The sequence below is a fragment of the Roseomonas sp. KE2513 genome, from assembly GCF_016107305.1.
Lineage (GTDB): Bacteria > Pseudomonadota > Alphaproteobacteria > Acetobacterales > Acetobacteraceae > Roseomonas.
Map to the genome: position 1 here is coordinate 92,753 of NZ_RCVR01000009.1, position 13,552 is coordinate 106,304.

Consider the following 13,552-nt stretch of genomic DNA (forward strand, 5'->3'; position numbering starts at 1 on the left):
GCCCCCGATGGACGACGGCGCCCCTGCCCCCCAGGATGCCGTGCCACACGACAATGGGGGAGAGGCGCATGGCGGTGACGGTGATGCAGGCGGAGGGCCTCTATCCCGACGACACGGTGGAGCGGGAGGTCCTGGGCCCCGATGTCCGCGTCCTGCAACCGGGTGTTCGCAGCCTGGCCGAGGTGCCGGACGCTCTCTGCGCGGAGGTCGAGGGGCTCTTCGTCTTCCGCGACTGGCTGGGCCCCACCGACATCGCCCGCTTTCCCCGGCTGCGCTGCGTGGTCCGCATGGGCGTGGGCTACGACCGGCTGGACCGGCCGGCACTGGCCGCGCGGGGCGTCACGGTCTGCAACCTGCCGGATTACGGCACGACGGAGGTAGCCGACCACGCCATCAGCCTCGCCCTCGCCCTCCGCCGCGGGCTGCTGCTGCACCACGACGCGCAGCGCGCCAGCCCGCCCGCCGCCTGGACCCCCATCGAGTCGCCCCTCATCCAGCGGCCTTCGACCCGCGTCTTCGGAGTGCTCGGCCTCGGGCGAATCGGTACGGCGGCGGCGCTCAGGGCGAAGGCCTTCGGCTGGCGCGTGGTGTTCCACGACCCCTACCGGCCGAACGGCAGCGACCTTGCCCTCGGGATCGAGCGCGCCCGCACGATCGAGGAGCTGTTCACCCGTGCGGACACCCTCTCGCTGCACACGCCGCTGACCCGCACCACCCGCGGCCTTGTGGACGGCCGCCTTCTCCGCCTGATGCCACCTGGCGCCGTGGTGGTGAACACTGCCCGCGGCCCGATCCTTGACCTGGACGCGCTGGAAGCCTGCCTGAGAGACGGCACCCTCGCCGGGGCGGGCCTCGACGTCCTGCCGGAGGAGCCGCCTGGACCTGTGGTCCATCCCTTGCTCGAGGCTTACCGGCAGGGGGAGGCTTGGCTGGCGGGGCGGCTCATCGTCACACCCCACAGCGCCTTTCACTCGCCGGAGGCCCTGCTCGATATCCGTCGCAAGAGCGCCGAAACGATGCGGGATGTGTTGTTGGAAGGAAGGCTGACGAACGTTGTCCGGCCGGAAGATGACTGAGTCTCACACAATAACAATATTGTGATCTCATTTTGTTTCATTTGTTGAACAAATTACTTCGGTGGTGTGTGCAAGAAAGCCCCACATCATTAGATATTTCCGAAAGTCGGTTGATCTCGGTAGCGGTAGGGCCTGGCCTTGCGGTAAACAGAATTTGAAAGCTCCGAGGGGATTGGCAGTGCCGCGAGGCAAGGGGACCGCAGGCCCGACATTGCGGCCGACCGACCGCATGCCGCACATCGTTCTCGACGTCTCCCGTCTGCTGGCCTGTGGCTCGAAGGCAGCGCCTTCGGGAATCGATCGGGTGGAGATGGCCTATGCCCGCCATTGGGCAGGCGCGCCGGAGGGCAGTTGCACCTTCGTCGCCCAGGCCATGCTCGGGGACTATGTGGCCCTGCCCTTCCGGGCGGTGCTCGGCCTCATCACTTCGCTTACGGATGCCTGGGCGCAGGGTGACCCAACCGGGGCCCAGGCGCGCCGGGCGCGGCGGCTGGCGGTCGCGCTGCGCTGGCGTGTCATGGCCGGCATGGGCCAGCGCGAGTTGGCCAAGCGCCTGCGACAGCCCGGGCCGAAGACCTTTCTCCTCGTCTCCCACCGCGCGCTGGAGCGGGAGCGGCCGATCCAGGCCATGCGCGAGGCCGGCTGCAGCTTCGTGCCCCTCATCCACGACCTCATCCCCGCCACCCATCCCGAATACGCCCGGCCGGGCCAGTCGGAGCGGCATTTGCGTCGCATCCGCACCACAGCGGCGCTGTCGGACGCCATCGTGGTCAACTCCGCCCATACCGAGTGGGCGCTCCGCCCGCACCTTCGCTCCCGCGGCACCCCGCCGGAGGTGCTGGTGGCGCCGCTCGGCATCGATCCGCTGCCTGCCCCCACACTGGCCCTGCCGGCCGAGCCCTTCTTCGTCGTCCTCGGCACGATCGAGCCGCGCAAGAACCACCTTCTCCTGCTGCATCTCTGGCGCGACCTCGCGGCACAGATGAGGGGCAAGGTGCCCCACCTCGTGATCGTCGGCCGCCGCGGCTGGGAGAACGAGAACGTCGTTGACATCCTCGAGCGCTGCGACGCCCTGCGGGGCGTGGTGCGCGAGGTTGGCCAGGTTCCCGACCGTGAGGTGTGGGAGCTGCTGCGCGGCGCCCGCGCGCTCCTCTTCCCCTCCTTCGCCGAGGGCTACGGCCTGCCGCTGGCGGAAGCCCTCGCCCTTGGCGTGCCCGCCATCTGCTCGGACCTGCCCGCGCTGCGCGAGGTCGGCGGCACCGTGCCGGACTACCTCGACCCGCTGGACGGGCTTGCCTGGCGGAAGGCAATCCTCGATTACGCGGCCACCGACAGCGCCGCCCGCCGCGCGCAGCTCGGCCGGCTGTCAGGCTGGACGGCGCCGCGCTGGGAAACGCATTTCGAGATGGTCGACGACATGCTCGCCAGGCTGGCCCACCACCCCCTCCGCACCACCGCGCGCGCGCCTGTGCTGGGGCGGCTCCGCGGACTCGTCCGCTCCGGCGGGGCCGCCACCTGAGCCCCGTGCCGGGGAGCGCCACCCGGTGAGACGCACCGGGGGAGGGCCGGACCGCGCCGGCCGTGCCTTCCAGCAGTCCGCGCCCGAGCCGATCGCCATCGTCGGCGCCGCCTGTCGCTTCCCGGGCGCGCCGGACCTCAACGCCTTCTGGTCCCTTCTCGAGGAGGGGCAGGACGCCGTCGGCACCCTGCCGGCCGACCGCTTCAGCCTCGACCTATTTCACCACCCCCGTCGGGGCGAGCCCGGCCGGTCCTACAGCTTCGCCGCCGGCCATATCGGCGATGTCGCTGGCTTCGACGCCGCGCATTTCGGCCTCTCCCCGCGCGAGATGGCCGAGGCCGACCCGCAGCAGCGCCTCCTGCTCGAGGTGGCCTCCGAGGCGCTGGAGGATGCCGGCTGGCCCGCCAGCGCCGTCGCGGGGCGGGAGATCGGCGTCTTCGTCGGCGGCTCCTCCACCGATTACGCGGAACTGCGCCTCTCCGACCCCTCCGGGGCGGACCGGCACTTCATGACCGGCAACACCCTCTCCATCCTCGGGAACCGGATCACCAACGTCTTCGACCTCCGCGGCGGCGCGCAGACGATCGACACCGCCTGCTCCTCCTCCCTCGTCGCGCTGTCGCTCGCGGTGGACGCGCTCCGCGCCGGGCGGGTGGAGGCGGCGCTCGTCGGCGGCGTGCAGCTCCTCCTCTCGCCCTACGCCTTCATCGGCTTCTCGCGGGCCGCCATGCTCTCCCCCACCGGTCGCTGCCGCGCCTTCGCGGCGGGGGCGGACGGCTATGTGCGCGGGGAGGGCGCGGGGATGGTGGTCCTCAAGCCCCTCTCGGCCGCCCGCGCCGCCGGGGACGAGGTGCGTGGCGTGATCCTCGCGGCCGGGGTGAACACGGTTGGCCGCTCCATCGGCCTCTCCCTGCCCGATCCCCGCTCCCAGTCCGCCCTGCTGCGCCGGGTCCTCGCCGAATCCGGCCTCCCGCCGGACCGCATCGCCTATTTCGAGGCGCACGGCACCGGCACCCAGGCCGGCGACCCCGTGGAGGCCGCGGCCATCGGCGAGGTGCTCTCGGGCGCCACGCGGGCGGAGGCGCTGCCGGTCGGCTCCGTGAAGTCCAACATCGGCCACCTGGAGACGGCGTCCGGCATGGCCGGGCTGCTCAAGGCCCTGCTGATGCTGGAGAAGCGGGTCATTCCGCCCAGCCTCCACTTCGAGGCACCGAACCCGCGCATCGACTTCGGCGCCCTCAACATCCGCGTGCCCACGGCGCCCGAGCGCCTGCCCGGCCGCCAGCCGGTGATCGGGGTGAACTCCTTCGGCTTCGGAGGCACCAACGCATCCCTCCTCCTCGCGCCGCCCCCCGCTCCGCGCCGGCGCGCGCCCGAGGTGGAGGGCGGGATGCCGCCCCTCATCCTCTCCACCCGCTCCGCCGCCACGCTGGCCCGCGCGGCCGGCGCCTGGGCCGCGGCACTCCGTGCCGAGCCCGCCCGCGCGCCGGCGCTGCTGCGCGGCCTCGTCCGGCACCGTGACCTCGGCCCGCACCGCCTCGTGCTGCGCGGCGACAATCCCGAAGTCCTGGCGGCGGGGCTGCAGGCTTTCGCGGCGGGGGAGCCGGTGGGCGCGCACGGCGCCGTCCCCGCCGGCGCCTCCGGGGACGGCATCGCCTTTGCCTTCTCCGGCAACGGCGCGCAGTTCCCAGGCATGGCGCGCGAGGCCATGGCGCATTCCCGCCCCTTCCGGGAGGCGGTGGAGGCCGCCGATGCCGAGCTCGCACCCCGCCTTGGCTGGTCCGTCGCCGCCGCGCTGGCGGAGGGGCTGACCGCCGAGGCCCTCGCCGCCACCGAGGTCGCCCAGCCCGCCCTCTTCGCTGCCCAGCAAGGCCTCGTCGCCGCCCTCGCCGCGGAGGGGATCGAGCCCGCCATGGTGCTCGGCCATTCCGTCGGCGAGGTGGCGGCGGCGCTCGCGGCCGGCATTCTCGACCTGCCCGCGGCCGCCCGGCTGATCGTCGCCCGCTCCGCTGCGCAGGGACGCACGCGCGGGCGTGGCCGCATGGCCGCCCTGACCGCGACCGAGGCCGAGGCCGCGCCGCTTCTGGCCGAGTGCGGCCCGGGGCTCGAGATCGCCGCCCGCAACGCCCCGCGCGCCTTCACCATCGCCGGCCCCGCCGCCGCGATCGAGCGCCTGGCCGCCGCCGCCCGCCGGCAGCGCCTGACCCTCGTCGTGCTTGACCTCGACTACGCCTTCCACTCCGCCGCCATGAACGAGGTGGAGGAGGAGCTGGCGGCCTCGTTGGAAGGACTGCGCGCGGCCGCGCCCCGCCTGCCCTTCCTCTCGTCCGTCACCGGCGCGGCGCTCGATGCGCCGGCGGATGCGGCCTACTGGTGGCGCAACCTGCGCGCGCCCGTGCGCTTCGCCGAGGCCGCACTTGAGGCCGCACGCCGCGGAGTGGGTCTGGTGGTCGAGATCGGCCCCCACCCGATCCTGCAATCCTACCTGCGGGAAGCGATGCGCTCGGCAAAGTCGAGCGCCCCGGTCCTCGCCAGCCTCTCCCGCCGCGACCCGCCCGGCGACCCCATCCCCCTAATCGCCGACCGCGCGACGGCGCTCGGCGCCGATCCGCGCCGCGCGCCCTCCTTCGCCGGCCCGGCCCTGCGCCGCGGCCTGCCGCCAACCCCCTATGCCCGCACGCGCCACTGGTTCCCGGGCACGCCCGAGGCGGCACGGCTGCATGACCCCGTCCTCGACCACCCGCTACTCGGCTTCCGGCGCGATGCCGGGCCGGAGGACGGCGCCGGGCTCTGGACGCGGGTCCTCGACACCGACCTCATGCCCTGGCTTGCCGACCACCGGCTGGGCGAGGACGCGGTGCTCCCCGCCGCCGCCATGGCGGAGATGGCGCTCGCCGCCGCCGCCCTCCGCTTCCCCGAGGCAGAGGCGCTGGAACTGTCGGGCCTGCAGATCCTGCGCCCCCTGCCCATCCCCGGCAGCGGTCCCGAGGCGGGCAGCCAGGAGCTGCGCTTCCGCCTGGCCGATGACGGCACCTTCCGCCTCGAATCCCGCCGTCGGATGGGTGCGGAGGGCTGGTCCCTCAACGCCCGCGGCCTGCTGCGCGCCGCCGGCGCCGAGGCCCTGCCTGGCCCGGCGCACCCCCTCGCGCCCGGCGGGCGGCGGGTGGAGGAGGCGGCGCTGCATGCCACCGCCGCGCGCTGCGGCCTCGCCTACGGCCCCGCCTTCCGCCCGGTTCGCCACGTGCTGCTGGGGGGCGAAGGAGCCGCAGCGGAGGTGGTGCTGGAACTGCCGCCCGGCGCCCCATCCGATGACGGCTTCCTCCTCCACCCCGTACGGCTGGACGGCGCCATGCAGGGCCTGATCGCCCTCCTTGCCGACCAGCAGGGCCCCGGCGCGGCCGCCTCCGGGGAGGCGCTGGTGCCGGTGCGCTTCGAACGCCTCGTGGCCCGGCGCGGCGCCGGCCCCGCCGTGCGCGCGAGTCTCGCGCTCACCTACGCTGGCCAGCGCGCGGCCGAGGCGCGGCTCGTGCTCGCCGACGCCGCCGGCCGACCGGTCGCAGTGGCCGAGGGCGTCTGGTTCCAGCGCGCCCGCCTCGGCCGCGCGGCCACCGAGGCCGCGGTCTTCCGCCTGGAGGACCGGGTCGCCCCCGATCCCGCCCTGCCGCCCGCCTCGCCCGACCTCGACGCCGCCCTCGCTGCGGCCGAGGCGCGGGACGACGCGCTGGACCTCTCCGAATCCGCCCTCCTGCTGGAGGCCTATGTCGCCTCCGCGGCCACCCGTGCCCTCGCAGGCGGGGCAGCCGGAGACGCGCCCGGCGGCGCCATTGTCCCGACCAACCCCTATGCCGCCGCCATGCTCCGCGCGCTGGAGGAGGACGGGCTGGCCGCCCGCGACGGCCATGCTTGGCGCCTGCTGCCGGGCGAGGACCTGCCCGCGCCCGAGGACATCTGGCTCTCGGTGCTGGCTGAGCGCCCGGTCCTCGCGCAGGACCTCGCGACCGTGGCGCTGGCGGCCGAGCGCCTGCCGGAAGCCCTCGCCGGCCGACTGCCGCCGGAAGCCGCGCCGCTTGCCCTTTCCGACGAAACGGCCTCCTGCGTCCTCGTCGCCGGGGTGCTGGCGGAGGCGGCGGGCGCGATTGCGGCGGGCTGGCCGGCCGACCGGCCGCTACGCGTGCTCGACCTCGGCGGCTCCGCCCTCACCCTCGCCCTCTCGGCCCGCTTCGCGCGCTCCGGCCGACGCGTCCTGCACATCCTGGCCGGCGAGGCCCGCCCGCTGCCGCCGCCGCATGAGACGGCCGAGGTCTCGACGATCGAGTGGCGCCCCGGTGCGGGCAGCCCGGCCCCGGTGGTGGACCTCGTGGTCGGCCTCCAGGGCCCGCTCCTGGACGAGGCGGGACCGGGCGTCCTGCCCGACCTCGCCGCCGCGCTTGCGGAGGGCGGCGCGCTCCTTCTCGCGGCGCCGCAGCCGGGACGGATGGCGGAGTTCCTTCGCGGGCAGGCCCCGGCAAACCCCTCGCGCCCCGGCCTGCCGGGTGCCGCCGCCTGGCAGGGGGCTCTGGAGACCGATGGCTGGCTCGCCGCGCGCGTCCAGCCCCTGCGCAGTTCGCCCATCCCCGCGCTGCTCGTTGCCGCGCGCCGCGCGCCGCCGCCTCACCCCGCCCTCCCCCGCGCGGAGGAGAAGCGTTTCGTGCTCGTCGGCGATGCCGGCGCGGCGCCGCTCGCGGAGGCGCTCGGCCTCGCGCTTGGCGGCGCGGGCGCCATGGTGGAGAGGCACCGGCTTGAGGACGCCCAGGCTCTGCCGCCCCGCGCGCTGCGCGGCGCCGCGGTGATCGCCGTGGCGAACCCCCTGCCGGCCGCGCTGGCCACCACCCTCGCCGGCATCGTCCGGCTGGCCGAAGCGGCGACCGGCGCCGCCGCGGGCTTCACCATCCTCGCCCAGGGGGATGCCAGCACACCGGAGGCCGAGGCCGTCCGCGCGCTCGGCCGGGTGCTCGCGAACGAGATGCCGGACCTCGCGCCGCGCCGCATCATCGTGGACGCCGCCCTCGCCCCTCCGGCCGCCGCGCGCCGGGCCTTGGCCGAGATCGTCTCGCCAGGGGCGGAACCGGAACTGCTGCTCGGCCTTCTCTCCCGCCGGGTGCCGCGCGTGGCGCTCGGCATGCTCGCCGGCCCCGTCCGCGCGGCGCGCCTCGCGGTCCGCCAGCCCGGCGCCCTCTCCTCCCTCGCCTGGGAGCCGATGGGCCCGCTGCCCACCCCCGGCCCCGGCGAGGTGCGGCTGCGCGTGGAGGCCTCCGGCCTCAACTTCCGCGACCTCATGTGGGCCCAGGGTCTGTTGCCGGAGGAGACGCTGAAGGACGGCTTCGCCGGCGCCGGCCTCGGCATGGAATGCGCGGGCGTGGTGGAGGCCGCGGGCCCTGGCACCGGCTTTCACCCGGGCACACGGGTCTTCGGCTTCGCCCCGCGCGCCCTGGCCAGCCGGGCGCTGACCCGCGCCCAGGCACTGGCCACCATTCCCGAGGGAGTGTCCTTCACCGCCGCGGCCACGATTCCCGTGGCCTTCCTCACCGCCGTCTACGCGCTGGAAACCCTCGCCTGCCTCGGCCCCGGGGAGCGCGTGCTGATCCATGGCGGCGCGGGGGCCGTGGGGCTTGCGGCGCTCCAGGTGGCCCAGGCCGCCGGGGCAGAGGTGGCGATGACCGCCGGCACCGAGGCGCGCCGCGCCTTCCTGCGCGCGGCGGGCGCGGATCTCGTGCTCGACAGCCGCTCGGGCGGCTTCGACGACACGCTGCGCCGCCACTGGCCGGAGGGGGTGGACGTCGTGCTGAACTCCCTTGCCGGGGAGGCGATGGAGCGCTCCCTCGCCCTCGTGAAGCCCTTCGGCCGTTTCCTGGAACTCGGCAAGCGCGACTATGCGGAGGACCGGCGCATCGCGGTCCGCCCCTTCCGCCGCAACGTCACCTATTTCGGCGTGGACGTGGACCAGCTTCCGAGCGCCCGCCCGGCCGAGGCGGCGCGGCTGCTCGAATCGATCCGAGGGAGGCTCGCCGGCGGCAGCTTCCGTCCCCTGCCCTATTCCCGTCGCGGCGCCGAGGAGGTGGAGGGCGCCTTCCGCCTCCTTCAGGCAGGCGGCCATATCGGCAAGATCGTCATTCTCCCGCCCCGCGAGGAAGCGCCCTCGCCCGCGCCCTGGGCCCCCAGTTCGGGCACCATCCTCGTCACCGGCGGCACCTCGGGCTTCGGGCTCGAGACCGCGAAGTGGCTCGCGGCCCGCGGCGCCGCGCGCCTGGCCCTCGTCTCCCGCAGCGGTCCCGCCGCCCCGGGGCTGGGGGAGGCGATGACGGCGCTTTCGGCCCTCGGCGCCCGCGCCAGCGCCCATGCCGTGGACGTGGCGGACGGCGCGGCGCTGGGATCCCTCCTCGAAACCCTCCGCGCGGAGGGCCCCGTCACGGGCGTGGTCCACGCGGCGGCCGTCTTCGACGACGGGGCGGCCACCGATATGGACGCGGCCCGCTTCGCCCGCAGCCTCGCGCCGAAGCTCGAGGCGGCCGAGAACCTCGACCGGCTGACCGCGGCGGACCCGATCGACCTCTTCCTTCTCTTCTCCTCCGCCACCACGCCGCTCGGCAATCCCGGCCAGGCGAATTACGTCGCCGCCAATGCGGGGCTGGAGGCGCTGGCCCGCCGCCGCCGCGCGCGCGGGCGGCCGGCGCTCGCGGTGCTCTGGGGGCCGGTCGCCGATGCCGGCGTGCTGGCGCGGGAAGCCGGCACCGCCCGCACCCTCGCCCGCCGCCTCGGCGTGGAGCCGATGCCCGCGCACGAGGCGCTCGATGCTCTGCCCGAGCTGATGGCGGGCGGCGCGCCCGTCGTCGCCCTCGCGCGCCTGTTCTGGAAGCGGGCCGGCGCCGCGCTGCCCGTCCTGCGCGAGCCCGCCTTCGCCGCCCTGCGCGCGGGCAACGAGGATACGGACGCCGGCATCGCCGACATGCGTGCCCATCTCGCCGTTCTTCCCGCCGCCGAGGCCGGGGCGCTGCTCGTCAGGATCGGCACGGAGGAGCTCGCCCGCATCCTCCGCCTGCCCGCCGAGAGCATCGCGCCCGACGCGCCCGTGGCCCGGCTCGGCCTCGACAGCCTCGGCGGGCTGGAGCTGCGCGGCGCGCTGGAGGCGCGGCTGGGCATGCCCGTCCCGCTCTCCGCCGTGACCGAGGACCTGACCGTCGCGGGGCTTGCCGCGCGCATGGTGGAGGGCCTTTCGGGCGGCGCGCGGGAGGCGCAGCTCGACGTGCTGCTCGAAAACTTCGAGGCCGGCGCCCCGGCCCCTCCGCCCTTGCCCGGAGAACCCGCTCTGCCCAATAAAATGTCTCAGGTCATGACCGGCGAGGCAGGGGAGACAGAAGGGTGACCCAGGGCATCGGCCTTTCCGCGGCGGCCCGCCTTGCCCTGCTGCAACGCCTTTCCAAGCGCCGCGCGCGGCAGGAGGAGAGCGGGCCGGAAAGCGGCGCGCGCTCCTTCGGCGACCTGCCGGCGCTGCGCGACTTCGAGCTGATGAAGACGGCTATGGAGGCGCTCGACCTCCCGAATCCCTTCTTCCGCGCGCATGAGGGGCTGGCGGCCGACACCACGCGGATCGGCGGCGCGGAATACCTGAACTTCTCCTCCTACAACTACCTCGGCCTGAACGGCGATCCGCGCATCAAGGCCGCGGCCCATGCGGCGATCGACCGCTACGGCGTCTCCGCCTCGGCATCGCGCGTCGTCTCGGGCGAGCGGCCGCCGCACGCGGCACTCGAGGCGGCGCTGGCAGCCCATTACGGCACGGAAGCCGCGCTCTGCCTCGTCTCCGGCCACGCGACGAACGTGACCGTCATCGGTCACCTCATGGGCCCGCGCGACGTGATCCTGCACGACGCGATGATCCACAACTCCTGCGTGGAGGGCGCCCGCCTCTCCGGCGCGCGGCGCATCGCCTTCGCGCACAACGACCCGCAGGCCGCCGAGCGCGAGCTGGCCGCCGCCCGCCGCGGCGCCGCCCGCGCGCTGATCGTCATCGAGGGCCACTACTCGATGGACGGCGACGTGCCGGACCTCGCCCGCTTCGTCGAGATCGCCCGCCGCCACGACGCCTGGCTGATGGTGGACGAGGCGCATTCGATGGGCGTGCTCGGCCCCACCGGCCGCGGCATCTTCGAGCTGCAGGGCGTCGATCCCGCCGGCATCGATATCTGGATGGGCACGCTCTCCAAGACGCTCTCCTCCTGCGGCGGCTACATCGCGGCGCGGCGCCAGCTCATCGACTGGCTGCGCCACACCGCCCCGGGCTTCGTCTATTCTGTCGGCCTCGCGCCGGTGCTCGCGGCCTCGGCCCTCGAATCGCTGCGCGTGCTCGCGGAGGAGCCCTGGCGCGTCGCGCGGCTGAACGCCAATGCCACCCGGCTGCGGGACGCGCTGCGGGCGCGGGGGCTCGATGCCGGCGCCTCGGCCGGGCACGCCATCGTGCCGCTGATGACCGGCTCCTCCGTGCGCGCCGGGCGGCTCTCCGGAGAGCTGTTCGCGCAGGGCATCAACGTCCAGCCCATCACCTTCCCCGCCGTGCCCGAGCGCGCGGCGCGGCTCCGCTTCTTCGTCTCCTCCGAGCACACGGAGGAGGGGATCGACCGCACGGCGGAAGTTGTCGCCCGCGCCTGCGCCGGCCTCGCGCCCGCGGAGCTGGCGGGCTGAGGGCGGCGGCGCCCCGCCTCGCCCTCCTCACCCTGGCCAGCGCCGCCAGCGCAGGGGCCGTGGCGGAGTTCGCCGCCCGCCACCGGGAGAGCCTCGCCCTCGTCGGGCTCTCCAATCCCTATCGCCGGAATGCGGGGGGATCGCTCGGCCAGGCCTGGCGACACCTCCGGCGATCGGGACCCGGCCTGCTCGGCTACCTCGCGGTGAACATGTCGCTGCCGCGGGTCGCCGGGCTGCTCTCGCCCGGCCCAGGCCCGCTCGTGCGGCTTCTCGGCGGGCGCGGCGTGCCCGTGGTCACGGTGGAGGACGTGAACGGCCCCGCTTTCGCAAAGACCCTACGCGCCTCGGGGGCGGAGCTGATCGTCACCTTCCACTTCGATCAGATCCTCTCGGCCGGAACGCTCGGCATTCCCCCGCTCGGCGGCATCAACGTCCACCCCTCCCTTCTCCCGCACCACCGGGGGCCCATCCCGACCCTCTGGGCGGGAATGGACCCGGCCCCGGCCCACGGGGTCACGATCCACCGCCTTGTGCCGCGGATCGACGCGGGGCCGATCCTTGCCCAGAAGGCGGTGGCTCTCCCGCCGGGGGTCACGGTCTCGGCCGCGGCGCGGCTCCTCCATCAGGCCGCGGTGCCGCTCGCGGGCGAGGTCCTGGCCCGCCTCGCGGCCGGCACAGCGGTCGAACGGCCGGCGGAAGCGCTGCCCTACCGCCCCTTTCCCACGCGCGCGACGCTGCGCGAGGCCCGCCGGCGGGGCCTGCGTCTCTTTGACGCCGCGGATTTGCGCGCAGCCCTGCGCGCGCGGCTTTGATCCCCAGCCAGAGCGCTTCGAAGGGGCTTCGTTCCAAAACGGCAACACGGCGGCAAGGAAAGCCCCGCTACACCCGGGAACGCAGGATTGTCGCCGCCCTGCGGCCCGAATATGGAGGATGGGTGCCTCAGCAAATCCAAAATGCCGTGCGGCCGAGGCGATTTCTCTTCCTGCAGGGTCCGATTACCCCTTTCTTCGACGAGGTCGGCGCCGAGCTGAGGCGGCTCGGCCACGGGGTTCACCGGATCAACTTCTGCCTCGGCGACAAGCTCGCCTGGCGCAGCCCCGGGGCGGAGGACTTCACCGCCCGCCCGGAGACCTGGCCCGCCTTCATCGCGGCCTTCCTCGACCGCCACGCCATCACCGACATCGTGTTGCTCGGCGAGCAGCGCTTCTACCACCGGGAGGCGATCGCGGCGGCGAAGGCGCGCGGCCTCACGGTGGTGGCCACCGACTTCGGCTATCTCCGCCCCGACTGGATCACCTTCGAGCTGGACGGCATGAACCGGGAGAGCCGCTTCCCGCGCGAGCCCGAGGCCGTCATCGCCCTCGCCGAAACCTTGCCGCCCCTCGACCTCGCCCAGCGCTACCGGGACAGCTTTCTCAACCAGGCGACCTGGGACGTGGCCTACCATCTGGCAAACCTTATCCCGGGGCCCTTCCGCCACTATGCCAGCCACCAGATCTATCACCCGGTCCAGGTCTACCTCGGCACCCTGCTGCGCCTGATCATGCGGCGGCGCGCCAACCGACGGTCGGACGCCATCATCGGCCGGCTTAAGCAGGAAGGACGGCCGCTCTTCCTCATGGCGATGCAGATGGAGACCGACTTCTCCGTCCGCGCCTATTCCAGCTACCCCGACCTCGACACGGCGATCGAGGAGGTCATCACCTCCTTCGCCGCCCATGGCCCGCCGGCCGCGCAGCTTCTGGTGAAGGTCCATCCGCTGGACCCCGCCGTGAAGAACTGGGGCCGCCGGGTGGCCCGGACAGCGCGCCGGGCCGGGGTGGCGGAGCGCGTCCACTATCTCGGCGGCGGCAATCTGGGCAGCATTACCGAGAGCGTGCAGGGCGTCGTCACCATCAATAGTACCGTCGGCCTGCGCGCCATCGTGGACCGGCTGCCCACCCTCGCCCTCGGCGACGCGATCTACAAGATCCCGGGCCTGACCCATGAGGGAACGCTGGACGGCTTCTGGACCGAAGGCCACCCGCCGGACCCGGTGCTGCGGGAGGCCTTCCTGCGCGGCATCGGCCACTGCCTGCACATCCGCGGCGTCTACTACGCCCGCCCCGGCCTGGACGCGGCGGTCGAGGCAGCGGCGCACCGCCTGCACCACGGGCTGGTCAACCAACCCGTGCTGGAACCACCGCCGCTCTCGTTCTGAAGCCTAGGTTAGACAGGGCTCTCTCTTTACGGTGTCGGCGCT

6 protein-coding genes are annotated in these 13,552 nt (G+C 74.3%); all 6 read left to right on the top strand.

The window, feature by feature from the left end:
• Nucleotides 1-68: 68 nt before the first annotated feature.
• The 6 genes from D9599_RS11440 (at nt 69) to D9599_RS11465 (ending at nt 13,510) form a co-directional block, all read left to right on the top strand.
• A complete protein-coding gene (locus D9599_RS11440) occupies nt 69-1,076 on the top strand; it encodes a C-terminal binding protein (protein ID WP_198381365.1) in 1,008 nt (335 codons plus the stop codon).
• Between the two features lie 229 nt (nt 1,077-1,305).
• On the top strand, nt 1,306-2,595 hold the full coding sequence (locus D9599_RS11445) for a glycosyltransferase family 1 protein (protein WP_198381366.1): 1,290 nt from the start codon (nt 1,306-1,308) through the stop codon (nt 2,593-2,595).
• Nucleotides 2,596-2,620: 25 nt separating this feature from the next.
• Entirely contained in the window at nt 2,621-9,994 is a 7,374-nt protein-coding gene (locus D9599_RS11450; protein ID WP_198381367.1) for a type I polyketide synthase, read from the top strand.
• Nucleotides 9,991-11,310 carry an aminotransferase class I/II-fold pyridoxal phosphate-dependent enzyme gene (locus D9599_RS11455; protein WP_198381368.1) on the top strand — a complete coding sequence of 440 codons (1,320 nt, stop codon included), beginning with the start codon at nt 9,991-9,993 and terminating at the stop codon, nt 11,308-11,310. Before D9599_RS11450 ends, D9599_RS11455 begins: the two co-directional genes overlap by 4 nt.
• Before the next feature lie 59 nt (nt 11,311-11,369).
• The gene (locus D9599_RS11460; RefSeq protein WP_198381369.1) at nt 11,370-12,122 is read left to right on the top strand and encodes a formyltransferase family protein; all 753 of its coding nucleotides are present in this window, start codon (nt 11,370-11,372) and stop codon (nt 12,120-12,122) included.
• A gap of 122 nt (nt 12,123-12,244) precedes the next feature.
• Nucleotides 12,245-13,510 carry a capsular biosynthesis protein gene (locus tag D9599_RS11465; RefSeq protein WP_309228607.1) on the top strand — a complete coding sequence of 422 codons (1,266 nt, stop codon included), beginning with the start codon at nt 12,245-12,247 and terminating at the stop codon, nt 13,508-13,510.
• The last annotated feature ends 42 nt before the right edge of the window (nt 13,511-13,552 follow it).